The organism is Sporolactobacillus laevolacticus DSM 442, from assembly GCF_000497245.1.
Taxonomy (GTDB): Bacteria; Bacillota; Bacilli; order Bacillales; family Sporolactobacillaceae; genus Sporolactobacillus; species Sporolactobacillus laevolacticus.
Genome location: NZ_AWTC01000006.1, coordinates 1 through 23823, shown reverse-complemented (window position 1 = coordinate 23823; position 23823 = coordinate 1). Strand labels below are relative to the sequence as shown.

Below are 23823 nucleotides of genomic sequence, written 5' to 3'. Positions count from 1 at the left end.
TTTCTCTCTTTCCTTTTGAGCACGAAGTTAACTACTCCACGAGTGACAATAGGAATCAGGATAAGAATAAATGCCAACCGTTTAAAAGAATCAGGAGCATATAAAGTTACTAAGATAAAGGCAGTTACAAATGGAATTGCCATGAACAGATAGTGTTTATAACTCACAAGGACTGCATCTCCTTATAAAAAAATCATGATCCCTCCCGATCAACCGATACCTAATTTTACCACATTAGGATGGATTACCGTGAGATTAAAAGAAATGAAGACAGATCCAGCCACAATGCAGCTGAATGTTGATATAATGGGAATAAATAACAAAGTGATTGTGATTGGGAACGGGAAAGTGAAATTTACAGACTTGCCTGAGCATGGAGAGACAACGATTGTCACGCACCAGGGCAAGGTGAAGCGTGTTAAGTGGGACGAGGGGGAGGAGTTCTAAACTAATCATGAATATATTATTGCAAATTGTTGAAATCATCTTGTTGGGATTATTGTTGATTATGATTTTCTTTAAAAAAGGGATAAATGACAGTTTATCTGGTGGCATTGGAGCTTTAGCCGATTTTAAAAAATATAAAAATCAAGATAAATTAGTCCAAAAAAGAGATGTATATATTGAGTTAGTAAATTCAATGAGAATATTTATTAAGGATGACGGTTTTAATGCACATGAAAGTAGAGATAATCAAAGAAAGTTTTTAAAAGCTTATGATCAATCTTGGTTATGGTCGAGCGACAGAGTTCAACATTCATTGTCTGAATACATGCAGTTCAAAATTACTTATAATGAGCAAATAGAGAAATTATCTGATGAAGAAAAAAATCAAAAAAAATTAGAAGAACAAAAACTATTTGCTAAGTGCGTATTGGAAATGAGAAAGGATATAGGGTTCCAAGATACAGATTTAACAGTTGAGGATTATAAATTTATAAAGTTTTAGTTCTACCAGTCAGCTGGAGGACGTTGGAATGACGGTTAAACGCCGTTGTTTCTGCGTCCTCTTTTTTATTTGCTCAAAAGGGGGCTTATTCGTGAATCGTTCCGAAAAAAGAAGAAAACGAATCAATACAGAGGTTAATCGTTCGCAAAAACAAGGGTATCGTTCTGAAAAGCTGTCCAGACGGACGATCGAAAATTTGATGGGTGTTGACCAACCGAGATATGAACGACATAACCATGCTGTACGTAGGAAGGGGCGATAAGGATGACTGCTGATCTGTTACCAATTACCGAGTACCGCGACTTGTGCCGTGAAATTGATCTCTTAGATATGCGCATTAGCCAACTGGAAAGTGAGCGCAAGTATTACTGGAAGATGTCAACACAGCATAGGGGAATGATTAGGGCCGCGAACTACGATGAAGACCGTGTAAGCCATAATTTCACGCTGATGCCATTTAATCGTGCACTAGATCACATCACGAGTCTAGATAATAAACTAATTATACTAAGAAAAGTTATGGATGATAAAGAACGAGTTAAAGCGAAAATGGAGAAAAGCTTGATGAGTTTGAAGGACTAGATTATCTAGTTGCATACTGGCGCCTTCAAGGATTGACACTTGCTGAGATATCGGACAAACTGGGGTACAGTTATGGTTGGATTAAGAAAATCAGTATGCGGAATGGAAAAAAGGCTGTTGATCACGCTCGCTGCATACTTTATCCAAAACCAAATGATTAAAGATAATATATTAATTAAGGAACCAAAAAGGAACTTTTTCATTGAAAATCTGTATTATAATGGTAATATGGCAGGTGGGTTGGAGAGGTAAAGCCCACTGAACAACAAGCGAAGACGTTGTGCACCTTGCGGTGCTGGTTTTTTATTAAATAATATATAAATATCATTTTTTTAACTTTCATGAATACAAATAAATTAAATAAAACAAAAAAGCAGGGAAACAAGATCCCTACTTTCTTGATGTATTACAACCATGTGTTTGATCATCATTAAAAGAGATGTAAAAAAATGGCTGTGATACAAGTAATCATGAGACTTAATAGGAACAGAACGTATAGTTCTAAATAGAAGTGAAAAAATACCAGTCTAATCTTGAACAATTTTTTCATAAATAAATCGCTCCTCTTCTTGTTGTGGTGATAGAGTGGTTGGCTCTTAGAGTGATTATATTTATGGAATAACTTGATTATGTCGGAATTTTTCCACCTTTTTATTTTGCGAATGTGCAGGAACATTGTCCTATTTTGTGGAATATATTGTTAATCTGCAGAATGGGGATGTTAGATATGAGCTGGTATTTTGAATATCTAGGTAAAATAGGGAAGGTAAATGCCGATCCAAAAAAAGTTACTGACGCAATTAATAGTGTATTAAAACCAATTAAAGAACACACAAGTAATACGGAAATTCAGTATGACGAAGAAGAAACTCTCATAAAATTTCCTGATTTGTACTATAAAAGTAGACATAATTGGCAACCAGATAAAATTTACTAAAACGAGCAAAGTTGGCTTGAAGAGAACAAGCTATATTGTTACTCGTTACTTCGTTGATCATTGTTCAATTGATACAATACCAGGTAGTTTTGAAACATTATTCCTTTGTTTTGATACTGCACTTAAAGAATTACTGTTAAAAGATTAATTTATTTGCAATGCACTCCTTTGGGGGTGTTTTAATTTTATATTGATTTATTCTCTCTTTATCCGATAATTGGTTAAAGGGGACAGGTAAAATGAAAGATCAGTTGTTTGTATCACTATCAGAGTTCAAATCTCAAAAAATAGATTCTACCATCAGAGAATCAGATAGACGCAGGGGAGGATTTTGGACGTCATCATTCATTAAGGGAAAAGGCTCTCACTGGATTATTGAAGGATGGATACCAGAAGAATTTCTGATATACGACAAAGGGTATTTATTTGAGGTAAATGAGGATTCAAGATTATTTCATATAAATAGTTTTGAAAAAGAAGAAATATTCATGATTGATTACTGTGGAGATTATGCAAAGTTAAAAAAGGAATTTGATGGTATACACCTATGTTTTGATTATCTTAAAACAGTAAAAAGTAGTGGAGCATCTTCACATTTTTTATCATGGTATACGGAAAGCACATGGTGGTTTAATTTAAAACAGTTAAGTCTAATCAAGGAGTTTTCTGGTAATGAATTGCTAGACATGTATATTAAAAGCAGACAATGTGGGACACTCTAGTTTTATTGGAAACTGTTTCCTATTGTAGTAAACTATAATGCAGGAGATGATAGCGATGAAACCTGTATTATTTCATTTACACAGTAAAGAAAAACATGATTGGGCTAATCAATATTATCAGTTTGAGAGAATCCCAGTTGAAGGTGAATATGTTTGTTTATCTTCAGAGGGTGATTGGTATAGGGTAGAATTAGTAGTTCATACTCCATTTTCAAATCAAATGTGCTCTGAAATATATGCTGTCCAGATTGATAGAAATGAAATAATGAAAGAAAAAGTTAATAATGGAGAGGACCGTTGATGAATAAAACAAAACTTGATGAGTTGGCAAATAGATATAATCAAATCAAAATGAACACATCGATAGCTGGTCCTGAAGAAATTCTGATTGCGTTAATTAAAAACTTCTATGATTCAGATATAAAAAGTGATAAGAAAAAAAGTGTGAAGCTCCTTATAAAAGCAAGAAGCAAGCTGATTGAATATAATTTAATGTAATATATTGATGAAGAAGAATTGAAAAAATGGATGTAATAAAAGCGCTCATTTAGAGTGCTTTTTCTTTTACCCAAAACAAACGACATTTAATCCGGAGGTGGGTGAAATGCAGTGCCACGACCAAGAGATCCAAGACGAGATGAAGCGAAATCCGTATGGCTGAATAGCAAAGGCGAATTGAAATTAGTTGATCTTGCTGAACAAATGAACGTCACACCCAGCACCATCCGCAAGTGGAAAGCACAGGATAAATGGGATAACGAATTAAAAGGGAGCGCTCCTAAACATACTCGTGGGCATCCTGGAGGGCAACCTGGAAACCAAAATGCAAAGGGACAAGGGCCACCTAAGAGGAACACAAATGCTTTAAAGTTCGGGTTCTTCTCTAAGTATCTACCTGAAGAATCACTCGACATCATGAATGAAATTCAGGATCGTCCCCCTGAAGATATGTTAGGGGATTAGATCATGATTCAGTACACAGCTATTATCAGAGCACAAAGAATTAAGTTTGTTACAGATAAAGACGACTTAACAAAAGAACTTAAACGTACGAAAGAATCCTATTCTCAAAGTGGCAGCAGTTCCGAAGAAGAATATGAATTACAGTTCGCTTGGGATAAACAGGCGATCTTTTTAAATGCTCAGAGTCGGGCTATGGGCGAATTGAGAGCGCTGATAAAACAATTCTTGGCTATCGCAAACGAAGAAGATGAGCGTAAGAAGAAGCTGGAACTCATGCAGGCTCGTATTGACCAGATACGGGCATCAACCGATACTGGGGGAAAATACAGAGGACAAAGTTGGCAATCTCCTAGACAAGCTGGAGGAGGCGTTCAGCGATGACTCTGAGTGAACTCTATACGCCGAAGCAGCAGGAAGTTCTTCGATATGCCTTCAACCATGATTATTTCATGCTGATTAATCACGGGGCGAAGCGAACCGGTAAGACGGTTATCGACAATGACTTGTTCCTGTATGAATTGAAATGTGTCAAACGCATTGCGACGAATGAAGGCGTGGAGAATCCGCAGTACATTCTTGCTGGCGCGAACCTAGGAAACCTAGCAAAAAACGTCTTAATTGAGTTGACCAACAAATACGGCATTAACTTCCACATGGATAAGTACAACCGATTCAAATTGTTCGGTGTGCTTGTGGTGTGCACGGGTCACAGCAAGATCAACGACTTGAGCAGAATTCGAGGCATGACTGCTTACGGCGCATACATTAATGAAGATTCGCTTGCCAATGAGGAAGTTTTTAATGAAATCAAATCCCGGTGCTCTGCCAACGGAGCACGAATTCTGATCGATACGAGCCCGGATCAACCGGAGCGTTGGCTAAAGCGAGATTACATCGACAATCCGGATAAAAGTATTGTGGACTTTCACTTTGTTTTGGATGATAACACGTTCCTAAATAAGAGGTACCGGGAGAATATAAAGGCGACAACGCCGAGTGGCATGTTCTATGACCGAGACATTAATGGTCTGTGGTGCGCTGCTGAAGGCGTTGTATACAAGGATTTCAACAAGGATATTCACTACATCAGTAATCTAAGTTGAGCGAGATCAATTTTGTAAGATACTTCGCCGGAGTCGATTGAGGAACACGCAAAACAATTTGAAGAAATCGATTATTGGGTGGATGTGGCCAGCGGCATTAAAAGTCGTTATGGAAACATCCATTTTTATTGCTACACAGCGCGTCCGGAACACATCATTCGGCTGAGAATAGAGAACTTCAAAGCTTATAACGCAGATAAGGCAGTTATTGCAGGGATTGAAGAGGTGGCTCGACTGTTTAAACGAAAGAAGCTATTTATCGTGAAAGAACGTGTCCAACGCTTCAAAAAAGAGACTTATATGTACGTCTGGAACGAGACAACCGGAGAACAAGTAAAGCTTTGGGATGACGTGCTAGATGCTATCCGTTATGCAATTTATACGAATAACCGTCCAATGAGGCGCAGAACAGGAAGGAGGGAACCTGATGAATCAGTTTATTAAGTACATCAAGAAAATCGAACAGACAGGAATTACAGCTGAATTAGTGCAAGAAATCATCGGTGATCACCAGAAAGGACATGATCACCTGAAGCAACTCTATGATCGTTACTGTGTGAAGCCTAACGGCCCCAAAATATTCAATCGTAGCCCGATCAATTATGGAACCGGCGAATCAAAGAATGTGTTTCGGCTTGATGACAAGGTTAACAATATGCTCAATAACAGTTTTGATTCCGATATTGTGGACACGAAGATTGGTTATATTTTCGGTCATCCGATTACTTATGAAGCTGATAAGGCAAACAAACCTTGGAACGACGAGATACAATCCTTTCTTCTGCGAAGCAATGCATCGGATCAAGATGCTGAGTGTGGTAAATTCGCTGCAATTTGTGGCTATGGTGCACGGCTTGTTTTTATTGATCCAGACGGTGAACCAAATTCAGAATGTATTGAGCCTTGGCATGTTGTACTCATCGGTAAAGATATCACCTGTCCGGATTATTCGCTGTACTATTACCGGTTGGATGGCCATAATTACGCTGAATTTTATGATGATCAGACTGTCTATTTCTTCTCCGATGAAAGTGGAGAGTATCGATTAGATGGAGAAAAAGCGCATCTCTTTGATTACAATCCATTATTAGGCATTCCGAACAACAAAGAACTCATGGGTGATGCCGAAAAAGTCATTTCTCTCATTGATGCGTATGATCGGACATTAAGTGATGCCAGCAATGAAATTGAACAGTATCGATTAGCTTATTTAGTACTTAAAGGTGCTTCACTGGATGAAGAAGATACAGAGCACCTGAAAAAAACAGGGGTTTTTGAACTCATGGACGACAGTGACGACATCAAGTACCTAAACAAAGAGGTTAATGACGAGCTGATTGAGCATCACTTAGACAGATTAGAACAGAATATCTTGAGGTATGCCAAGTCGGTTAACTTTGGTGATGAGGAATTCGCGGGGAATGTCAGCGGCGTGGCAATGAAATTTAAACTGCTTGCCTTGGAAAACAAATGCGTGACGATGGAAGGTAAGATGACGGTTGCACTTCGATATCAATTCAAGGTACTCTGCTCAGCATGGGAGAAGAAAGGTATCTGCAAGAAAGAGCATATTTGAATGTTTGGTTCGGGTTCAAGCGTAACTTACCGGCAAACATCCTTGAGGAAGCACAAGCGACAGCCGCATCAAAAGGGAACGTGAGCGAGAAAACACGACTTTCACTGCTCTCGTTTGTTGATGATGTTGATTATGAACTCGAAGAAATGCAAAAGGATCAGGATGAATACGCACGCAATCTACCACCGATAGACAGCGGTCAAGGTGGTGATGGCGGTGAACCAACAGGAAATTGACCAATCACTAGATCGGATGACTGAGAACGCTGTAAGTGACATGGACAAGCTGTTCGCCGTGCGTTTAAAAACGATCTTGAATCAAATTGCAACAATGTATCAGAAATATTCCAACGGAGAAGGTGAATTGTCATGGACGGACCTGAATCACTTTAATCGATATCAGCAGCTGCTCACGAACATACAGGGATTGCTTGAAATGTGTATTTGCAAAACTTTATGAAGTCATCATATTTGTTTGAGCTTGCGGCACAAACGCCACTAGGTGTGACGATTCCACCGCTCTCTGTGATCCAAGCGGCGGTCAAGAATCCAATACCAAAACTGACACTTCCGTCCTTGATGGAAACACATCGGAATGAGATTGTGAGAAAAAATGATCTTGAGATCAGCCAATCGCTCATGTCCAGCGTTGCATTCCATACGCCAACAAGATCAGCTTGTTTGCTTGCGATATCGGCACTTTCGTTACGGGCAACGGACCGCACCCGGCCAGCTTCTGTTCTCACCACATTGCATGCTTTTGCATGACTAAACCCAACAGCTTTTTGAACTCTGTTTGCCAACTTGGCATAACGTTCTCCGGACATGAGTACACGACCGAATCATCGTAAGCTGGACGGGCAGGAAGCTGATAAAGATGGATACTTTCATATCCATGGATTAAAAGCAAAGTGGCCGCACCTGTTCGGCGTGACGAATGAAGATTGTCAATGCCGATGTGTGAAAATATTCAAGGTGAATGGTCAGCTCCCGGACACACGCCGAGCGAGAGACTATCAGGACGCTGCCTATCAGCAGAAGCTGGCAAATCGAATCGGAATCCAGCTTATGGCAGACGGAATGACCGAAAAACAGGCGGAGAAACAGGCTAAAAAGGAAACCAGCGCGCCGAGTGTAACCATTCCTTTTCAGTCATATGATGAGTGGATCGGTGATAAAAGGATGCCAAAGAGTAATCCAGATGTGATAACCAAAGATGCTAGATGAATCAGAGCGCGCGGCAAGGGTGGACATTTCATCTGGTGTCCCTATTGTGCAGCTGGTTGATCTTGATACTGATATGCAGAAGCTCTCCATTGATGATGTAAAAAACTTCATCAATCAGATTCCGAAGGAACATCGGAGTGTGATTAAAGAAATCCATGTACTTGATACCTTACGATGAACTTGAAGGTGAGATTTTCGATTCGGCCATTGGTGGTTTTGATCTCAAAAGCAAAAACATTGAACTGTACCGAAATGATTGGCTGGATAATGATCAGCGAAATACACTACTTGCGGGTACGAGCCGGCACGATACGGCACATGCCTTGCAAGAAACTCTTGGTGATCAATTCTTGAAAGACTGGAAGAAGGCAGCCAAGAAAGACGCCGCGCATATTACGGACTATGCTAAGACAGACATCTATGAGGATATTGCGGAAACAATTATGTACCACTGGAGCCCAGGCAGTATCGAGCGGAGAACCATTCAATTTTTCTTTCCGGAACGGTATGCGGTATTGCAAAAGTACGGTGTGAAAGAAGGTCGTGACATTGGAAGTTAAAACATTCTATCTATCGATTGACCGGAAAACTGAAATTCCAGAAGAAAAAGCATTTTTCATTCTCCGTCGATTTTTTGACGGTAACAAGCTAGTCAAGGAAACCTTTGGAATAAAAAGAAATGATTCTGTTTGAGAGGAGGTGATCATTCATCTCGCTTGAGCCTGCGTAAGGCTTATTTTTTATGCCTTCTTGGACCTGCCGTAAGTCGTTAAAAATTGTTAATTATCACCTTATAATGATCGATATAATAATGAGGTGATCATAATGAATAAAGATTTAGCAGATTCAAAATCAGTACTGAAATTATCGAAAAAAGTAATTTCAGATGTATTGTCTGATATTCCAAAAAAGCACAAGAGTTAAAAGGCTAACTTTTAGCAGAGAAGAAATGATTAAAAAGGAGTTTGCTAATAGGTTTAATACTAATGAATTAAAAAAATGTTAAAACGAATTGAAGGATCGATATTAGTTCACAAAGGGATGGATGGAGTAGGACAACAAGGAACTGCAATCTTGATTGCATCCATAGGTAGCTTTATAAGTATTGCTGTCAGTATGATTGGTACATTATCTAACTACATTTCAAATCATTTTAATAGTAAACCTTCACAAATAACGGAACTTATTCTTGGTGCTTATTCATGGCCATTATATCTATTAATTATCTTGGTAATGATTATATCGGTATATTGGATCGGATCATATTTAAACAGACAAAAAAGAATTATATTGGTACTATGAAATTAATTGTTTGCTTGCTGAAACGATCGATGAATATCTTGAATTGCTAAAGTTGAATCAGCAAACTAAGGAGACCTGAAAAGGTCTTTTTATTTTGCCTATCTCACTAAAGGTGGCGATCATCAATGGCTTAAATTGATAGGATTCAAACCGATATATATAGTGATCAAAAAATTTAACTCCCCTCACGGATCCCCCCGGGTCCGTTTTTTTTATGCATTACATGTGATAACAAATTGAATTTACGTAGTCAAACGCTTAATAAATTCATATGGTATTCACATTGTCTAATTATTATTATGAATGAAGTTTACTTGTTCATTCTCTAAGGCTGTTAATTTTATTTTTTCCTATTCATGGACTCTTCGGAGTCCTATTTTTTATAAACATGGAGGCGAACAAATGAACAAATACGAATTTGTCTATCGAGCTGCAGCTGCAATTCTTGGAGCGGTGACCGGCTATCTGTATCAAGGGTGGTCACCAATGATCAGGATCTTAATTACATTTGTGATTATCGATTATGTGACTGGCATGCTCGCCGCATCTTACACCGGTACATTATCTAGTAAAGTTGGATTTAGGGGCATCGCCAAAAAGGTGATGCTCTTTTTCGTGTACTGAAAACCCTAGGCTTACGAATTACCAGTAAAAGAGAAAGGTGCTAAAATTAAGTATGATGAAGGGAATTTTTTAGATTGGCAATAAATTAACAAGTAATAAAGGTTCCCATATCAGGAACGGCGATATTAATAGAAATAGATAGAAAAATAAGCAGGGAGGGAATTAATAAGTATGTTGTTATTGATCAGTGTTCTATTATTTTTATGTTGCGCAATGATGCTTTTTGCCCTGCAAATTATTTACCAATTATTGTTTAGAGATAAATATAAATCGCTATCGGAGTTCTGCGACCGGACAGGTTTTGCATGGATACCGAGTATTTTGTTTATTTTATCGTTATTAACATTTTTTTGTTTTCTTGGAGGTTGGCAAATTAATTAACTATGGAATAAATTTAGGGAAAACTTATAGGATCAGATGTACTAATCATACAGAAGAAGTTGGCCAACGTCTTTTTCTATCCTGGGGTCATATGAATACATTGTTTTTTAATGAATAGCTTTGGAGAAATACTGGAAAATTGAAGGACACACATTGTTCTAAGTTCGATTCTTATAAACGTTATCGCCCCTGCAGCCTCTCAGTGATAGAAGGACGCGGTATACGATGGATGAGTATAGATTCCTTATCAGTAGTTTTGTGAGCGCGCGCGTTAGCGATGTGTAGGTGAGGAGCAGTGTAATAATTAGGATGTGCTTATTGGCTTGTTTGACCAGAGTATTGGTGAGTATGAGGATTAACCCCACTCACTGAGGTCGTTCCTCTGAATTCGTGATAGTGTCCTCCATTAGGCAGTGGAATTGCAGGCCCTGTAATGCCTGATATCTGATGTCTATGTCCATCATTAACAGAAGTCATGGTGAAATACCTGTGAGAATGCGGAACATCACTAGGAGCGGGTTCAGTAGTTCCGGCATATTGATGTCTGTGTCCATCATCAAAAGAGGTAGTGCCCCTAAATTGATGGACATGCACAGGCACACCGTCCCAACTCGTAATAAAAAGTTGATGTGAGTGAAGCGGGTCTGAATCATCAGAATGGAACACGAAACCAGTAACAGGAACTCCCATTTATTACGCCTCTTTTTACATAAGATTTTTGATCAATAATTCATATTCATATGCATTCGATCTAGAACGGTAAAAATTTTTAATTGAAAATGAAAAAGGCCACCCGGGTGCTAGGTGTCCTTTATACAGAAGGTGATGAATAGGCGCCAGTACTGACACGCCTATTTTTTAATAGCAGAACGCCGTTCCAACGATAATCAACAGAATAAACAGGACAACGATCAGAGCAAAGTTATTAATCTTGAACCCACAGTCGTAGCCACCACCGTAACCGCCGCCAGTGTTACCATTATCACAACTCATGAGCGAACACCTCCTTATCATGTGGATACAACATTATATGAGTTCAAACAAGAGAATGTAAGGGTTAGATGTATGAGGAGAAAAGCCTATTTGAGAACCTGTGTCGAGAGTGTGAATGCTAAAAAGAGCACATGGTGGAAAGTGCTCTTGATTAGGAGTGTTCTTTCATGAGTCTTGACGGATTCAGCAATTTACCATTTTACAAAAGATACGCCGACGATAATCAATAGGATAAACAAAACGACGATCAGAGCAAAACTAAAATCCGATTTGGGATAATTAGAATTACCTTGATCGTTATCATTTCCTTCACTCAAGATGCTGCACCTCCTCATTAAGTGATACTGCATAATATGTGTGGGCATGCAGGAGTGAAATGGACATGAAGACGAGGGAAAGAGCCTGTTTTGAAGGGTATATCATAGATTAGAAAACGAAGATGCTCTTCGTATTAGCAAAGAAAGAGACCATAGGTTAACCATTTTAGACGCATGACATAATGATAACCGTGGATTTGTTCTCTCTTTGGTGAGTTGGTCTACTCAAAGTCCTTTTAGATTACATAACTTAGATTGAGGTGATATTAAAACAAAAGGGAATGAAAAAATTAGATGGAAGATTTGATGTGCTATCGTGGACAACCGGTTGAAGTTTGTGGTCGTGACGGCAGATCTTATTGGGGAGTAATAGATGGTATGGATCCACGAGGGGGGATATTTCTACGAGATCGCTTTTCTAGACGGATATTCATCCCGTTTTTTCTAATCGCAGCTATTTTCCTCTTAAGAAACAGAAGGCGTATTTTTTAAAAATAGGAATGCAGTCTTTTATCGTTTGTGGAAATCAAAATGAAGTGATTTGGAGCCTGCTAATTTGCGGGCTCTTTTATTGTATATAAATTTCAATCAACATTTATGTAACAACATTATGAGGGCCATTGTGGAATTAAAGCAAATTAGACCGTCGAATAGAACATGGTTGATGAGATTCCAGACAGTTCAGAATAGATAACCAGGTCAAATGTGAGGTTGTCCAAATTAGCTTTAGTAAAATATTTAGACCATCATAAATTTTTTTTAAACAGATGGGAACATTAATCTAATGCGTATTATTTCATTGTGGGAGGTCGAAAACTTTGCATTTTAATGTTCCAAAAAATAAAACGATTGGTAAATATGTAGTCCTGTTCATGGTCTTTGTGAACTTTGTCATTGGGCAAAGTTCAGGTAATTGCTTAGGCAAAACGCAAAATCAGTATGTGACTTCTGGTTATATTCCAGCACCTGTTCATAAACTGATGGTAAGCAATAATTCCGAGAAAATTGTCTATTTAACTTTCGATGATGGACCGTCTTCATCTTCAGATAAATTGATGGATCTATTGGATAAATATCACGCCAAGGCGACATTTTTTCTACTTCAATCAAATATTCTTAAACATCCGAAAGAAGTAGAACGAATGAATCTAGAGGGGTTTTCATTAGGACTACATGGTGTCACTCATGATCATCGAAAACTATATCGGTCAAAACAAACTGTTGTTCGAGAAATGAGCGAGGATCAAAAAACGTTAATGAATATTGTAAAAATTAAAACTCCATTTATAAGAACCCCTTATGGTAGCTATCCTTTTATGAAAAATAACTACCGCCAAGCTATAAATGAAAAAGGTTTTATTATGTGGGATTGGAACGTTGATAGCCACGACTGGAAATATAGAAATTGGCGATTTAATCAGGTAACAATTAATCAAATTAAAAAGTTGAATGCTACCAACCAAATTCCAGTCATTTTATTGCATGATCGATTCAGTACAGTTCAAAACATCGAGCCGCTTCTTAAATACTTAGAGTTGAATCATTATAAAATGAATGGAATAGATGCCACATTACATCCTCTACAGTTCCCGGTTGAATTTGGCAAATTTTAAGGAATTACTCTCTCGTTTTTGTTGACACTAATTAAAAGGTTGTACGTACCCCCAATGCAATAAAATAGGTGATCTTGTTATTCTGTTATTAAGCTCTGTTTTCCATTTGCTTTTGTAACTGTTTAATTTGTGCTTGCATTTCCGCTATTTGTTGTTGTGTTTGCTGCTGCTCTAATGATTGTTGATCTTTGTCCTTTTGATCCGAAATCTGTTGTTGTCGATCATTTTCTAGAGCAATCGCTTGCCCAATAAGAGTAATTGTATCACCCGTTGTGCTTAACAATTGCCCAAAATATTGTACAAGATCAGCAAAGTTATATTTATTTCCGCCATTTCCATTAAAACAATTCATTGTATTCCCTTCTTTCTAAGTCACTGTTACATGTTATGCTGAGCATGCTTGTATGGCATTAACATCAGGAGCTCTAATATTAAAAGGAATGAGCTTATCCATTTGTGAGTCAATAATAAATTCCGGTGAAGAGTTAAACAAACATATGATTAATACAAATGTTCGCATATTTGGCAGCATGGTATTAAGAAGAAACATAAATTATATAAGCAGACCTGTTGATTTATACTTCTTCTAAGATAACAGCTACCCCATCTTTAGCGTTGGTCTCTGTAATTTTCCATGCATGTTGTTTCAGTTCATCAATCGCATTCTCCATTGCAACCGGATATCCGCATTGTTGCAAAAGTTCGAGATCGTTGCGATCATCGCCGAAAGCCATCACTTGACTTATCGGTATCAGCATTGCGTCACAAAGCGAACGTACGGCTTTGGCTTTATTTGTTCCTTTTTTCATAACCTGTACTATTTTTCCGGAATCAGTTAAAACAATTGATGCTTTTTCTCGGTATTCTTTGTTGAAGTTCGAGAAGTCAATATCACCGTATATTAGTAATTTGTTCGCACGTATCTTTTTCATTTCGTTTGCCGGTATTACGTTTGAACTTATCCAAGGTGAGAGATCAGCTGATTCGGTATACAAGACATCTTGTGATTCAACAGAGCAAGATGCATTCGGGAAATGAGTATGTACATAAGTAATCATGTTTTCTGAAAGTGAAAGGGGGAGGGTAAAACTTTTTGTGATTCCGTATTGATCAATGACGAGTGCGCCGTTATAAAAAATGACCGTCATGTGCTGCAGTAACTGTACGGGAACAAAACGGCGAACAGAGCGCGGTAGTCGGGCAGTAGCAATCACCACTTTTATTCCTTGCTGAAGGCAAGTAAGGATCGCAGACTGGTTTCTTTGTGAGATTAATTGATGCTGATTTAAAAGTGTTCCATCAAGATCGAGGACGACCATCTTAACCATCGATATATTATTCATTCATTTACTCTCCCTAGAGTTGTTTGTTATACGGCATTATAGCACCAATCAACGTATGTGAGATATACGCATACAAAATGAATAGATATATGTATAAATCACATGTATATTGCTTTTATTCTACGTAGAAAGCGTGTATATTTGTATGTATAAAGTATGTAGTCAATAATTAGAAAAGGAGATCATCATGCCGAATAAAACCATTTATGTTCCCGATGCTGATTTGCAGGTGTTTGATCAGGCCCAGGAAGTTTCAGGCAAGAACTTGTCAGCTACAATTGTCCAGGCACTTCGTTTTTTTACCAAGATAGGTGAAGGAAAAGGGTTCGAACATATTGAGGTTTCCGAAGGTGAAGATGGTTTTTACAAAAGGAAACGATTTATCGGACGAGAACTTGCCTCAGCAAGTGTCCATGATGAGGATCATGCGCTATTGACTACTTATGTCGTTTATGAAACCACACATGGGCGTTATGCGGTTTTCATCCGTGAGCAGAAAAGAATACCGTTAGAACAATCCATTGAACATGAACTTAAAAAGAGGATTATGGAGAAGATCGCGGGAGAAAATATAAACCGGATTCCATTCCCAAAAGAGGTTGAAGAAGAGACAGCGGATACACGCAAACTGGAAGTTTACAATTCCATTGATGCGCTCGCCGGCCATATACCTGGTGATTTATATAGGGCGCTCCATGAAATCAAGGATGGAGAATTTCTGGATATATAACCATTTCAGCGGTTGGTTATTAATTTGTAAAGCTGCTCAAATAAAGGAGTATTAAATGATACGTATTCTCGCAAAAAATCCTGAAGGAAGCATCTCGTCTGATTTGAATTTTCAAACGCTTCAAGTACTGAATTCACGTTGGTACTGGGCTGATTTAAGCGAGCCTAATGATGAAGAGGTGAAACAATTAAAACAATTCTTCCCATTGTTTCACCGCCAAACTAAAGATACCCATCACCATTCGCATCGGCCGCAGCTCAAGCTTTTTAAAGATTACTACTATGTGTTACTTCAGGTGATCAGTCCAAATACGCTGAAAACTCATGAATTGTATTTATATGTAGGAAAACGATCGATTATTTCATTTCATGATCAGAATCTGAAGGCGGTCAATGATATTTGGCATGAGTGCCGTACGGATGAGAAACTTTCCAGGGAAGTTGGGCCTGATGAAGTGCTTCGCAGGCTGCTTAACCGGATGATTGATCAGTATATGATGGTTGCGAACGATCTTGAAGATAAAATTGAAGACTTGGATTTGAACGCCAAACGCGAGCCGATACACAAGTTAAACCGACGTGTCTTCCAATTGCGCAGTGAATTACTGAGTTTTCGCCGAGTGATTACACCGCTGATGGATATTTTTAACCGGATGATTGGTTCTGCTTATATTGAGACGACTGAAGAACATGAACTATTTTTGCGTAATCTCAATGAAAATCTCAACCGCTTGACGCATATGATTGAGTCTAACCTGGAAATTACATCGGATATCCGTGATAGTTATCTGTCACTGACAACCTATCGGACGAATCGTATTATGCAGACACTAACGGTCATTACGACGATTTTTATGCCTTTGACGTTTATCGTCGGCATTTACGGCATGAATTTCGCCTATATGCCGGAACTAACCTGGCGCTACGGGTATTTTATCGTTCTTGGCGTAATGTTTTTGATCGCGATTATTATGTATTACTGGTTCCGGAAAAAGGGCTGGTTTGATAAGTAGATAAATCATTTGCCGAAACGGTTCGTGAAATCGGATTCAAAACACGTACATCTGTCCCGAATTTACACATCGCATCACAGTCACAGGTTAAATCGGAGAACAGGATATAGGACATTGCGGATCCAAGTGTTTTCTCTTTTTGAAACGATGGACGAAGTAATTGTGCTTTAATTTCTTTTTCGCGGCTATCCGGAGCGACAAGATAAAGCCGGCAGTTTTGTGATTTAATGGATAAAGCCAAATCTTGAAGCCTTAGAATGCCAGAATAAATGGATGTGCTTTTCTCGACTTCAAAACCACTGATAATCATGCCGTTATCATCGAGCCATAAAACGTCAATGAGCGCAATTGTTGTGGCAACAGGTGAATCCGGCAAGTGTAAGTCCTGTCGTTTCAGTGAATAATCACCAAGTTTCTTTCCTTGCCAATCTCTTTGGTGATCGTTCTGTGCAATCCATACTTTGTAACCAAGCGCTTGACCAAGCCGGGCCAGATGAGATTGAATTTCACTGTGTGTTTTATCCTCTAACTGATCTTGAAGCACTTGATTATGCCTTTTCTCCATCAATTTTTTTCTTTTTTGCTGTTCATCGATCAACGCTTCATCTGCATTCTCCGGTATGACAAGCCGGTTGCTTCCGATTTCAAACAGAAGTCCTGCAATTGCGCCGAGATCTTTAGAAAGGTGCAAGCACTCATTTGCTGCAAGGATGCCTTCACGCATTTCAAGATACGAGGACCAGGACCCTAGTTTAATCTTTTGCTTGAAAAGTGTATTGTATCCTTTTACAATCGCTGTGTTGAAGGGAGGATAAAGTGTAGGATGCAGAAAGTAAATGATATTCGCAACAGCCGGTCCTAGACCTTTAATTTTCAGGTGATCAAGGTTAACAATTGCATTGAATATCTGTTCTTCATTCTTAGCTTGCAGGCAATCTGCAAGAAATCTGCCAAAAGCAAGTTGATTTTCAGGATTTTCATAGATATCTGGTATTCTCAGTTTCGGTTTCCAGAAAAATGCATGTGCCGCACCTTCGAAAACTTGTTTCTGTTCAGATATCGCTGTGACAACTGCCTCAAGACTTGACCCTTTAAAATCATTACCAAAGGTTCGACTTTCAATGTCGTCGATGACATCATTTAAACCTTTCTTGATTGTCCGGAAAGCCTTCAGCCGATCATCATTATTCAAAAACCATGTATGATAGACGGACTCCGAATCTTGTATATAATCCTTTGCAATACATTCTAAGACTGACGTTTTCACACCAATACCTCCAAACCCGATCTCAACAATTACTCTTTATTATAGCTTTTTTTCGAAGTGAAACATCCTATTTCAGACTTGAAAATTATTCAATCACTAGTCCTGATGGTTATTCCAGTGTATACTTTTTAACATGATAAGTTTTGAAATAAATGAATAAGAGGGGACGAGCTGGATCGTAATGGAGGAGTTAAAAAGACGAATCGTTGAAGATGGTATTGTTATCAATTCTGATATTTTAAAAGTTGACCGGTTCTTGAATCATCAAATTGATCCGCAATTGATGAAACAGGTTGGAGAACAATTTGCGATGGCATTTGCCGAAGCAGGTGTCACTAAGGTACTAACACTTGAATCCTCCGGGATCGCGCCTGCACTAATGACAGGATTACAATTGAATGTGCCGGTTATTTTTGCTCGAAAGAAAAAACCTTTAACTCTTAACAAAGGTACCTTAACGACGAAAATCTATTCCTATACAAAGGAAATACATAATCCGGTTTACTTGGAAGAGAACATGATTCTTGATCAAGATCGTGTCTTAATTATTGATGACTTTCTGGCCAATGGCGAAGCGTCATTAGGACTTACGCGATTAATCGAAATGGCTGGAGCAACGGTCGCCGGAATCGGTATTGTAATCGAGAAGTCCTTCCAGGATGGGCGTTCAAAACTTGATCAGGCAGGGTATTCTGTATTCTCATTAGCTAGGATTTCATCATTAGCGAACAATCGGGTCAGCTTTCTTGATGAATGAGCAAGAACATTGGAGAGGAGAGCATATGAGCCAATACAAATCTCTATTTTTTGATGTCGATGATACGTTGTTGGATTTCGGTGCAGCCGAGGATCTGGCACTCAATTTGCTTTTTGAAGATCAAAATCTGCCTTTAACAACAGAAATAGAAAGTTACTATAAAAAGATGAATAAAGGATTATGGAATGACTTTGAAAATGGAAAAATAGCACGTGATGAACTCGTGAACACACGTTTTTCAAAACTATTCAAAGCATTTGGCAAAGAGGTGGACGGCGTTGCGATGGAGAGAAATTATCGCCGCTTCCTACGTGAAGGGCATCAGCTTGTTCATGGTGCTTATCCATTGATTGATGCATTAAGTAATAAATTTGATCTCTATATTGTGACCAACGGGGTAGCGGAGACGCAAAGAAAAAGGCTCCATGACGCTGGTTTAGCTCCTTATTTCAGAGATGTTTTTGTGTCGGAGGATACCGGTTATCATAAACCGGATAAAGAATTCTTTGACTATGTATTTGCACGGGTTCCTCATTTTGAAAAACGTGAAAGTTTAATTATTGGGGATTCATTGATCTCTGATATCCATGGTGGAAACCAGGCAGGACTTGATACATGCTGGTTCAATGCTGGCAACAAAATCAATAAACTTAATGAGCAGCCAACCTATGAAATTCATCAACTCAAGCAATTATATTCAATCCTAAATGTTGCTGTTAAATAACAAATAACCTCATTACTTGTTGAACAGGTGATGAGGTTATTTTATATACAGTAAAATATTTATGTAAACCAATTGTTTTAATTATCTTCAGTTTTCTTGAAATGATCATCCATATGATCGACAGCTCGCTTGAGTTCATCATTCGAGAGATGTGTATAGATCATGGTCGTTTGTATTGCAGAGTGGCCAAGTTGGCGACGCAGCTTTGGAATATCATTGTTCTCAGCCTGATAGCGCGTAGCAAAAGAGTGGCGTAACTTGTGAACCGAGAGGGAGGGTTTGCCAAATGTTTTTGCATATTTTTTTACCAAATTTTCGATGGCGCGCGCGCTCAGACGGCGCGTAGTGTCTTTGGGGCCCATGGCTGCAGATACGAAAAGTGCCTGGTTTGTTGTTGGGATTTTATATTTTTTGCTGCGTACAGTCAAATAGTCCTCTAGGTCGAGGCCAGCTTGCTCACTGAAGAATACATATTGCTCTTTGTTTCCTTTGCGAATCACGCGCACCATTCGTTTCTGAAAGTCAACATCGTTAATATCCAAGCCGACCACTTCGGAAAGACGCAAGCCTGATCCGAGGATTAATGAGACAATAGCTGTGTCGCGTTCAGCATTCTGCGCGTGAAAATTGAGCAGCTTTTGATTCTCCTTGACGATTTCCCGATAACCATCGGCGACAAATTGACGGAACGCCTCATACTCATCATCCCATAGTATTTTACCGGCCATCTTTTGAGCAACGGTTTCCTGATCTTCTGTAATTTTGTTAAAAGCGATTTTCGCCATCACATTTCGGACAATGTAGGGTTTAAGATCGTTCGTTTCAGCTACATTCTGCAAATAATTGAATAAAGATTTCAATGAGGAAAGTTTGCGATTGATCGTGAATTTGTCGTTCTGTAGACGAAACTGGAGATACGAAAGAAAATTTTCGATCGATTGAGGAGTCAACTTCTCCAAGCATTCAAGCGAAATGTCGGTTCGTTTTCCCTGGTAATAACCCTCAGCAAGCAACCAGTCAAAGAAGATAAGATAATCGTGACAATAGTTTAACAGCGATCTCGGTGACATGACACGCATCTTTTTGTTCACATACTCATCAACATACCATGGAAGTTGTGCCGTTTTTTCATCAATACGGTCGTAGAGATGTGGAGCGCGTTCGTCAACCATTAATAACCCTCCAATGTGATAATAAAATGTAAATATATAGAATATCACAAGTTTATCTTATCATGCATATAGGAAGAAGTCAATGTTTTACGTAGTAATCTAGCGTGAATTTAAGAAGATCACGATTTTGTCATGTTCTCAATTCTAATTATTGACTTTGAAACAAAATGATGGATATTATTGAGCTATTAATGGTAAAAAATGGGGGATTGACTATGGCATTCGCGGAATATTCCGTTTCAATTCGAAAACCGGTTCACGAGATTTTTAACTTTATATTAAATGGAGAAAACAATAAAATCTGGAGACCCTCTGTCTTTGCAGTAAAAAAAGAAACTGCAGGAGATATAGGTTTCGGAACAAAGTTTTCACAGACCATGAAGGGACCTTTCGGAAAAAGCATCAGTGGAGATTACGAGATTAGCAGCTCTGAAACAGATAAAAAGATTTCTTTTAAAGTCATCTCCGGACCAGCGAGACCGTCAGGCAATTACGTTTTTGAAAATGACGGAGACGAAACTCAAGTAACGTTTAGCTTATCATACAAACCAAGTGGATTGGCTAAGCTCATGGATCCAATGATAAACAAACAAATGCAGCTGGAAACAGCTATGCTTGTGAATGTAAAAAAACATCTAGAAAGTTGATTACGGCAAAAATATATATTTTTGCCAAATATCTGTGGGCTTGTCCAATTAAAATTATCTGTTCGATAATAAATGTGACATTGTCCATATTTTTTTCTCTAATCTATTGCGGAGTGACAAATGAAGCTCCGTAATTTTATATCAATAAATAAATCGTAAATTGTTGATGAGTACGTTTTAAAAAGAACCAAAAAAAGAATGATAAAAACAGGTCACCGAAAAAGCTAATAAACTGTAAAAAGAGATGTATCTAAAATTAAATATTGATATTACTTCGTCAAAATTATATTTTACGTAGTAATTAAACGATGTTGATTTTGGTCCTCTCCCGATTGCAAATCTGTCTAGCGACGCAAAACCTGGGACTAATTTAAAACTTGGTATTTTGTGCAGTGAATCTGAGACCGATTTAATTTATCAAGGTTTTGAATAGCACGTTATTTTAATGCTCTGGTAGCCACATCTGTTAAATAGCTTTATTTGATGAAAAAAACTGTGGTATTCTTTTTCAATACAGATTGAACAAAAAGTAAGATTTTCTCTAAAGTATTTTCCTCTATTGCAACTGTATTAAACCTATTATCACCACAAATGAACACAAATTTTTAAGTTTTTTATATAGTATTCTTATTCCCAATAACCTTCCAGAGCTTGTACACCAGAAACAATATCCAAAACATACCCAAATTCTTTTACAATGGCCACTTTTCATTTGCGGTGCAAAGTCATTTTTTGATTCCCCCCTCTCCTTCTGTATAACATCAAAGTATGTAAAACCACTGAGCTTGAAATTTGAACTATATATAATCTAATGTTAATATTTATTTGCAATTATATAAGGGAGTGATTATATGGATGGCATTAATCTAGACGACATGTCCTTTTTGTTGAAGATTATCAGTGACAAGACAAGATTAACAATGCTTGCTTATTTAAAGAATGGTGAAATGTGTGTTTGTGAATTTGTTGATGTGTTTGATCTGTCTCAACCAGCGATTAGTCAGCATTTAAAGAAATTACGTACTGCAGGTGTCATTTGTGAACGTAAACTGGGGACGTGGGTATATTATCGTTTAAGTCCGGATCTTCCAGTCTATATTTCAAATCTTATTAAGACGCTCCCCACATTAAAAACTAAGAATTGTAATTGTCAAACAAGCGAAAATTTAGTTCAGTTGGAGTCATCGAAATGAATAAGTTGTCTTTTCTCGCCTCTTGATGTGGTCCGAGTAGCCATACCGCTCATGATTTATTTCATCATCATGTTTTTCGTCTCCTTTTTTCTCTCCCGGAGAGTTGGAGCAGATTATGGTAAAACGTCGGCTCTAAGCTTTACGGCAGCAAGTAATAACTTTGAACTTGCCATAGCAACTGCTGTAGGGATATTCGGAATTCAATCCGGAGAAGCTTTTGCCGCCGTCATTGGTCCGCTTGTGGAAGTTCCAGTCATGATTGGTTTGGTCAACGTCGCACTATTCTTTAGAAAAAGATTGAGCTATAAAACATCAAATACCAGCGTAAAGGACGACATTTAAAATGGATAGAAAAATCGTTTACTTTCTCTGCACAGGAAATTCCTGCCGCAGCCAAATGGCTGAAGGCTTTGGAAAAAAATATCTGGGGGACAAATTTGATGTGCGTTCGGCCGGTATTGAAGCTCATGGATTAAACCCGAATGCAGTTAAAGCCATGAAAGAAGTTGGCATTGATATTTCACAGCAAAAATCCAAACTCATTGATATGGATCTGTTGAAGCAGGCTTACCTTGTCGTCACTCTTTGTGGGGATGCTGAAGAACGGTGCCCGATGACACCTCCAAAGGTTAGACGGGAACACTGGGGATTCGATGATCCGGCAAAAGCACAAGGTACAGAAGCTGAAAAATGGGCTGTGTTTCAGCGTGTCCGTGATGGTATTAAAAAGCGAATTAAACAGTTTGCAGAGGAAGAACAATTGATTAAATAAAAAGGAGTCGGTAAAAGTGACAATTTCGAATGACAAAATCAGGCAAAACGTTCGGAACCGGTACAAGAGGATCGCTCTTCAGGATGTTTCAGCTTCGTCCTGTGGCTGTTCCTCTGAAGTGGGCTGCTGTGATACTCAAGCTGATCGTAATAGTGTCTCGGAACAACTCGGCTATTCTGCTGAAGAATTAAAATCAGTACCTGAAGGAGCTAATTTAGGCTTAGGTTGCGGTAACCCACAGGCAATAGCCTCTTTAAAGTCTGGTGAAAGTGTATTGGACCTTGGGAGTGGTGGAGGATTCGACTGTTTTCTTGCTGCTCGTCAGGTAGGTGAAACAGGTCAGGTTGTTGGCGTTGATATGACTCCCGAAATGGTCAGCAGAGCACGTCAAAACGCTGAAAAAGGAAATTTCACTAATGTTGATTTTCGTTTGGGAGAAATTGAACATTTGCCAGTGGCCGATCAGTCCACTGATGTCATTCTCTCGAATTGCGTGATTAATCTTTCACCGGATAAAACTCAAGTTTTTAAAGAAGCTTTTCGTGTACTAAAAGAAGGCGGACGGCTTGCGATTTCAGATGTTGTGCTCACTGCTGAATTGCCTGCTGAAATAAAGAATGACTTGGAGGTTTCCTATTCGGGCTGTATTTCAGGAGCTTCTTCAATCGCTGATCTCCAAAATATGCTTGAACAAAATGGATTTACACAAATTGAAATTAAACCAAAAGATGAATCGAAAGCGTTCATTAAAGAATGGATTCCTGGAGCAAATATTGAGAAGTATATTGTTTCATCAACGATTCAGGCTGTTAAGTAACCATAATGCAATAAATCAAAACCACCCTTCAAAAGGGTGGTTTGCTCTAAGGCTATAAGCCTTTTGCTACCGACCAGCGTCTCAAGGCGCTGGCCTTCACT

The 23823-nt window shown here is 38.5% G+C and carries 34 protein-coding genes and 3 pseudogenes; 30 read left to right on the top strand and 7 right to left on the bottom strand.

From position 1 onward, the window contains the following. The first annotated feature begins 249 nt into the window (after nucleotides 1-249). The 20 genes and pseudogenes from P343_RS26555 to P343_RS26465 all read left to right on the top strand — a co-directional run bounded on the left by P343_RS26555 (nucleotide 250) and on the right by P343_RS26465 (nucleotide 9984). Nucleotides 250-447 (top strand): XtrA/YqaO family protein, encoded by a 198-nt coding sequence (locus P343_RS26555; RefSeq protein WP_023509816.1) that lies wholly within the window; start codon nucleotides 250-252, stop codon nucleotides 445-447. A 7-nt stretch (nucleotides 448-454) separates the two neighbouring features. After that, on the top strand, nucleotides 455-949 hold the full coding sequence (locus P343_RS26550; protein ID WP_023509815.1) for a hypothetical protein: 495 nt from the start codon (nucleotides 455-457) through the stop codon (nucleotides 947-949). A gap of 91 nt (nucleotides 950-1040) precedes the next feature. Next, nucleotides 1041-1211 carry a hypothetical protein gene (locus P343_RS37120; RefSeq protein ID WP_168371024.1) on the top strand — a complete coding sequence of 57 codons (171 nt, stop codon included), beginning with the start codon at nucleotides 1041-1043 and terminating at the stop codon, nucleotides 1209-1211. Between the two features lie 2 nt (nucleotides 1212-1213). Beyond that, the gene (locus tag P343_RS26540; protein ID WP_023509813.1) at nucleotides 1214-1531 is read left to right on the top strand and encodes a hypothetical protein; all 318 of its coding nucleotides are present in this window, start codon (nucleotides 1214-1216) and stop codon (nucleotides 1529-1531) included. Nucleotides 1532-1603: 72 nt separating this feature from the next. Continuing rightward, entirely contained in the window at nucleotides 1604-1783 is a 180-nt protein-coding gene (locus P343_RS26535; RefSeq protein WP_023509812.1) for a hypothetical protein, read from the top strand. Between the two features lie 475 nt (nucleotides 1784-2258). Next, nucleotides 2259-2468, top strand: coding sequence for a hypothetical protein (locus P343_RS26530; RefSeq protein WP_023509811.1), 210 nt, complete (start codon nucleotides 2259-2261; stop codon nucleotides 2466-2468). Nucleotides 2469-2707: 239 nt separating this feature from the next. Next, entirely contained in the window at nucleotides 2708-3190 is a 483-nt protein-coding gene (locus tag P343_RS26525) for a hypothetical protein (RefSeq protein ID WP_023509810.1), read from the top strand. Between the two features lie 55 nt (nucleotides 3191-3245). Continuing rightward, nucleotides 3246-3491 (top strand): hypothetical protein, encoded by a 246-nt coding sequence (locus P343_RS26520; RefSeq protein WP_023509809.1) that lies wholly within the window; start codon nucleotides 3246-3248, stop codon nucleotides 3489-3491. Continuing rightward, a complete protein-coding gene (locus P343_RS26515; RefSeq protein ID WP_023509808.1) occupies nucleotides 3491-3688 on the top strand; it encodes a hypothetical protein in 198 nt (65 codons plus the stop codon). Before P343_RS26520 ends, P343_RS26515 begins: the two co-directional genes overlap by 1 nt. A gap of 111 nt (nucleotides 3689-3799) precedes the next feature. Next, nucleotides 3800-4153, top strand: a complete 354-nt coding sequence (terS, locus tag P343_RS37680; RefSeq protein WP_201767667.1) for a phage terminase small subunit — start codon at nucleotides 3800-3802, stop codon at nucleotides 4151-4153. 3 nt (nucleotides 4154-4156) lie between these two features. Further along, the gene (locus tag P343_RS37675; RefSeq protein WP_201767666.1) at nucleotides 4157-4534 is read left to right on the top strand and encodes a hypothetical protein; all 378 of its coding nucleotides are present in this window, start codon (nucleotides 4157-4159) and stop codon (nucleotides 4532-4534) included. Beyond that, nucleotides 4531-5700, top strand: a pseudogene (locus P343_RS37780) (PBSX family phage terminase large subunit). The gene P343_RS37675 and the pseudogene P343_RS37780 overlap by 4 nt, the downstream one beginning before the upstream one ends. Continuing rightward, nucleotides 5684-7068: pseudogene (locus P343_RS26500) on the top strand (phage portal protein). Before P343_RS37780 ends, P343_RS26500 begins: the two co-directional pseudogenes overlap by 17 nt. Further along, nucleotides 7049-7291, top strand: a complete 243-nt coding sequence (locus P343_RS26495) for a hypothetical protein (RefSeq protein ID WP_023509807.1) — start codon at nucleotides 7049-7051, stop codon at nucleotides 7289-7291. The pseudogene P343_RS26500 and the gene P343_RS26495 overlap by 20 nt, the downstream one beginning before the upstream one ends. Before the next feature lie 11 nt (nucleotides 7292-7302). Further along, nucleotides 7303-7599: a hypothetical protein gene (locus P343_RS26490; RefSeq protein ID WP_152525271.1), complete on the top strand. Its 297-nt coding sequence runs from the start codon at nucleotides 7303-7305 to the stop codon at nucleotides 7597-7599. Between the two features lie 57 nt (nucleotides 7600-7656). Then, on the top strand, nucleotides 7657-8058 hold the full coding sequence (locus P343_RS26485; RefSeq protein WP_023509805.1) for a hypothetical protein: 402 nt from the start codon (nucleotides 7657-7659) through the stop codon (nucleotides 8056-8058). Next, a complete protein-coding gene (locus P343_RS26480) occupies nucleotides 8048-8236 on the top strand; it encodes a hypothetical protein (protein ID WP_023509804.1) in 189 nt (62 codons plus the stop codon). Before P343_RS26485 ends, P343_RS26480 begins: the two co-directional genes overlap by 11 nt. After that, complete coding sequence (locus P343_RS26475; RefSeq protein ID WP_152525270.1) at nucleotides 8220-8618, top strand: hypothetical protein; 399 nt, start codon at nucleotides 8220-8222, stop codon at nucleotides 8616-8618. Before P343_RS26480 ends, P343_RS26475 begins: the two co-directional genes overlap by 17 nt. Next, complete coding sequence (locus P343_RS37115; RefSeq protein ID WP_023509802.1) at nucleotides 8608-8751, top strand: hypothetical protein; 144 nt, start codon at nucleotides 8608-8610, stop codon at nucleotides 8749-8751. Before P343_RS26475 ends, P343_RS37115 begins: the two co-directional genes overlap by 11 nt. Nucleotides 8752-9762: 1011 nt before the next feature. Beyond that, complete coding sequence (locus P343_RS26465; RefSeq protein ID WP_023509799.1) at nucleotides 9763-9984, top strand: phage holin family protein; 222 nt, start codon at nucleotides 9763-9765, stop codon at nucleotides 9982-9984. Nucleotides 9985-10680: 696 nt separating this feature from the next. Here P343_RS26465 and P343_RS26460 read toward each other — a convergent pair. The 3 genes from P343_RS26460 to P343_RS36695 all read right to left on the bottom strand — a co-directional run bounded on the left by P343_RS26460 (nucleotide 10681) and on the right by P343_RS36695 (nucleotide 11675). Further along, nucleotides 10681-11055 carry a YmaF family protein gene (locus P343_RS26460; RefSeq protein ID WP_023509798.1) on the bottom strand — a complete coding sequence of 125 codons (375 nt, stop codon included), beginning with the start codon at nucleotides 11053-11055 and terminating at the stop codon, nucleotides 10681-10683. Between the two features lie 168 nt (nucleotides 11056-11223). Then, nucleotides 11224-11295, bottom strand: coding sequence for a YjcZ family sporulation protein (locus P343_RS37315; protein WP_201767670.1), 72 nt, complete (start codon nucleotides 11293-11295; stop codon nucleotides 11224-11226). A 254-nt stretch (nucleotides 11296-11549) separates the two neighbouring features. Beyond that, entirely contained in the window at nucleotides 11550-11675 is a 126-nt protein-coding gene (locus P343_RS36695) for a YjcZ family sporulation protein (RefSeq protein WP_023509796.1), read from the bottom strand. An 818-nt stretch (nucleotides 11676-12493) separates the two neighbouring features. Here P343_RS36695 and P343_RS0118685 point away from each other — a divergent pair. Then, nucleotides 12494-13288, top strand: coding sequence for a polysaccharide deacetylase family protein (locus P343_RS0118685; RefSeq protein ID WP_023509795.1), 795 nt, complete (start codon nucleotides 12494-12496; stop codon nucleotides 13286-13288). An 88-nt stretch (nucleotides 13289-13376) separates the two neighbouring features. Here the strand turns inward: P343_RS0118685 and P343_RS26455 are convergent, their stop codons facing one another. Together P343_RS26455 and P343_RS0118680 are read right to left on the bottom strand one after the other, a co-directional pair. Then, nucleotides 13377-13640 (bottom strand): hypothetical protein, encoded by a 264-nt coding sequence (locus tag P343_RS26455; protein ID WP_023509794.1) that lies wholly within the window; start codon nucleotides 13638-13640, stop codon nucleotides 13377-13379. A gap of 223 nt (nucleotides 13641-13863) precedes the next feature. Beyond that, the gene (locus P343_RS0118680) at nucleotides 13864-14631 is read right to left on the bottom strand and encodes a Cof-type HAD-IIB family hydrolase (RefSeq protein ID WP_031263820.1); all 768 of its coding nucleotides are present in this window, start codon (nucleotides 14629-14631) and stop codon (nucleotides 13864-13866) included. Between the two features lie 187 nt (nucleotides 14632-14818). Here P343_RS0118680 and P343_RS26450 point away from each other — a divergent pair, with 187 nt between their 5' ends. Together P343_RS26450 and corA are read left to right on the top strand one after the other, a co-directional pair. Beyond that, a complete protein-coding gene (locus tag P343_RS26450) occupies nucleotides 14819-15361 on the top strand; it encodes an EXLDI protein (RefSeq protein ID WP_023509793.1) in 543 nt (180 codons plus the stop codon). A gap of 55 nt (nucleotides 15362-15416) precedes the next feature. Beyond that, nucleotides 15417-16373, top strand: coding sequence for a magnesium/cobalt transporter CorA (gene corA, locus P343_RS26445; RefSeq protein ID WP_023509792.1), 957 nt, complete (start codon nucleotides 15417-15419; stop codon nucleotides 16371-16373). On the opposite strand, the gene P343_RS26440 is transcribed toward corA, so the two are convergent. After that, nucleotides 16330-17640, bottom strand: a complete 1311-nt coding sequence (locus P343_RS26440) for a hypothetical protein (RefSeq protein ID WP_023509791.1) — start codon at nucleotides 17638-17640, stop codon at nucleotides 16330-16332. The genes corA and P343_RS26440 overlap by 44 nt on opposite strands. A 181-nt stretch (nucleotides 17641-17821) precedes the next feature. Here P343_RS26440 and P343_RS26435 point away from each other — a divergent pair, with 181 nt between their 5' ends. Next, complete coding sequence (locus tag P343_RS26435; RefSeq protein ID WP_023509790.1) at nucleotides 17822-18397, top strand: xanthine phosphoribosyltransferase; 576 nt, start codon at nucleotides 17822-17824, stop codon at nucleotides 18395-18397. A 25-nt stretch (nucleotides 18398-18422) separates the two neighbouring features. Next, nucleotides 18423-19121, top strand: a complete 699-nt coding sequence (locus P343_RS26430) for a YjjG family noncanonical pyrimidine nucleotidase (RefSeq protein ID WP_023509789.1) — start codon at nucleotides 18423-18425, stop codon at nucleotides 19119-19121. 77 nt (nucleotides 19122-19198) lie between these two features. Here the strand turns inward: P343_RS26430 and xerS are convergent, their stop codons facing one another. Continuing rightward, nucleotides 19199-20293, bottom strand: a complete 1095-nt coding sequence (xerS, locus tag P343_RS26425) for a tyrosine recombinase XerS (protein WP_023509788.1) — start codon at nucleotides 20291-20293, stop codon at nucleotides 19199-19201. A gap of 170 nt (nucleotides 20294-20463) precedes the next feature. Here xerS and P343_RS26420 point away from each other — a divergent pair, with 170 nt between their 5' ends. From P343_RS26420 to P343_RS26400, 5 genes and pseudogenes are all read left to right on the top strand, one after another. Further along, on the top strand, nucleotides 20464-20940 hold the full coding sequence (locus tag P343_RS26420; protein WP_168371025.1) for an SRPBCC family protein: 477 nt from the start codon (nucleotides 20464-20466) through the stop codon (nucleotides 20938-20940). Nucleotides 20941-21791: 851 nt separating this feature from the next. Continuing rightward, the gene (locus P343_RS26415) at nucleotides 21792-22133 is read left to right on the top strand and encodes an ArsR/SmtB family transcription factor (protein WP_023509786.1); all 342 of its coding nucleotides are present in this window, start codon (nucleotides 21792-21794) and stop codon (nucleotides 22131-22133) included. An 18-nt stretch (nucleotides 22134-22151) separates the two neighbouring features. Next, nucleotides 22152-22475: pseudogene (locus P343_RS26410) on the top strand (arsenic resistance protein); the annotation flags it as partial. Between the two features lies 1 nt (nucleotide 22476). Next, nucleotides 22477-22905 carry an arsenate reductase (thioredoxin) gene (arsC, locus tag P343_RS26405; RefSeq protein WP_023509784.1) on the top strand — a complete coding sequence of 143 codons (429 nt, stop codon included), beginning with the start codon at nucleotides 22477-22479 and terminating at the stop codon, nucleotides 22903-22905. Nucleotides 22906-22921: 16 nt separating this feature from the next. Continuing rightward, nucleotides 22922-23722, top strand: a complete 801-nt coding sequence (locus tag P343_RS26400) for an arsenite methyltransferase (protein ID WP_023509783.1) — start codon at nucleotides 22922-22924, stop codon at nucleotides 23720-23722. Nucleotides 23723-23823 lie beyond the last annotated feature (101 nt).

What these genes read in the sequence shown, in the direction of transcription:
- P343_RS26485 (WP_023509805.1), top strand. Translation starts at nt 7,657, where the DNA reads ATGAGTACACGACCGAATCATCGTAAGCTGGACGGGCAGGAAGCTGAT.
- P343_RS37675 (WP_201767666.1), top strand. Translation starts at nt 4,157, where the DNA reads ATGATTCAGTACACAGCTATTATCAGAGCACAAAGAATTAAGTTTGTT.
- P343_RS26420 (WP_168371025.1), top strand. Translation starts at nt 20,464, where the DNA reads ATGGATATTATTGAGCTATTAATGGTAAAAAATGGGGGATTGACTATG.
- P343_RS0118680 (WP_031263820.1), bottom strand. Translation starts at nt 14,631, where the DNA reads ATGAATAATATATCGATGGTTAAGATGGTCGTCCTCGATCTTGATGGA.
- P343_RS26465 (WP_023509799.1), top strand. Translation starts at nt 9,763, where the DNA reads ATGAACAAATACGAATTTGTCTATCGAGCTGCAGCTGCAATTCTTGGA.
- P343_RS26415 (WP_023509786.1), top strand. Translation starts at nt 21,792, where the DNA reads ATGGATGGCATTAATCTAGACGACATGTCCTTTTTGTTGAAGATTATC.
- P343_RS26460 (WP_023509798.1), bottom strand. Translation starts at nt 11,055, where the DNA reads ATGGGAGTTCCTGTTACTGGTTTCGTGTTCCATTCTGATGATTCAGAC.
- P343_RS26435 (WP_023509790.1), top strand. Translation starts at nt 17,822, where the DNA reads ATGGAGGAGTTAAAAAGACGAATCGTTGAAGATGGTATTGTTATCAAT.
- P343_RS26480 (WP_023509804.1), top strand. Translation starts at nt 8,048, where the DNA reads ATGCTAGATGAATCAGAGCGCGCGGCAAGGGTGGACATTTCATCTGGT.
- P343_RS26450 (WP_023509793.1), top strand. Translation starts at nt 14,819, where the DNA reads ATGCCGAATAAAACCATTTATGTTCCCGATGCTGATTTGCAGGTGTTT.
- P343_RS26455 (WP_023509794.1), bottom strand. Translation starts at nt 13,640, where the DNA reads ATGAATTGTTTTAATGGAAATGGCGGAAATAAATATAACTTTGCTGAT.
- P343_RS26430 (WP_023509789.1), top strand. Translation starts at nt 18,423, where the DNA reads ATGAGCCAATACAAATCTCTATTTTTTGATGTCGATGATACGTTGTTG.
- xerS (WP_023509788.1), bottom strand. Translation starts at nt 20,293, where the DNA reads ATGGTTGACGAACGCGCTCCACATCTCTACGACCGTATTGATGAAAAA.
- P343_RS26515 (WP_023509808.1), top strand. Translation starts at nt 3,491, where the DNA reads ATGAATAAAACAAAACTTGATGAGTTGGCAAATAGATATAATCAAATC.
- corA (WP_023509792.1), top strand. Translation starts at nt 15,417, where the DNA reads ATGATACGTATTCTCGCAAAAAATCCTGAAGGAAGCATCTCGTCTGAT.
- P343_RS26530 (WP_023509811.1), top strand. Translation starts at nt 2,259, where the DNA reads ATGAGCTGGTATTTTGAATATCTAGGTAAAATAGGGAAGGTAAATGCC.
- P343_RS26550 (WP_023509815.1), top strand. Translation starts at nt 455, where the DNA reads ATGAATATATTATTGCAAATTGTTGAAATCATCTTGTTGGGATTATTG.
- P343_RS26540 (WP_023509813.1), top strand. Translation starts at nt 1,214, where the DNA reads ATGACTGCTGATCTGTTACCAATTACCGAGTACCGCGACTTGTGCCGT.
- P343_RS26535 (WP_023509812.1), top strand. Translation starts at nt 1,604, where the DNA reads ATGGTTGGATTAAGAAAATCAGTATGCGGAATGGAAAAAAGGCTGTTG.
- P343_RS26520 (WP_023509809.1), top strand. Translation starts at nt 3,246, where the DNA reads ATGAAACCTGTATTATTTCATTTACACAGTAAAGAAAAACATGATTGG.
- arsC (WP_023509784.1), top strand. Translation starts at nt 22,477, where the DNA reads ATGGATAGAAAAATCGTTTACTTTCTCTGCACAGGAAATTCCTGCCGC.
- P343_RS26525 (WP_023509810.1), top strand. Translation starts at nt 2,708, where the DNA reads ATGAAAGATCAGTTGTTTGTATCACTATCAGAGTTCAAATCTCAAAAA.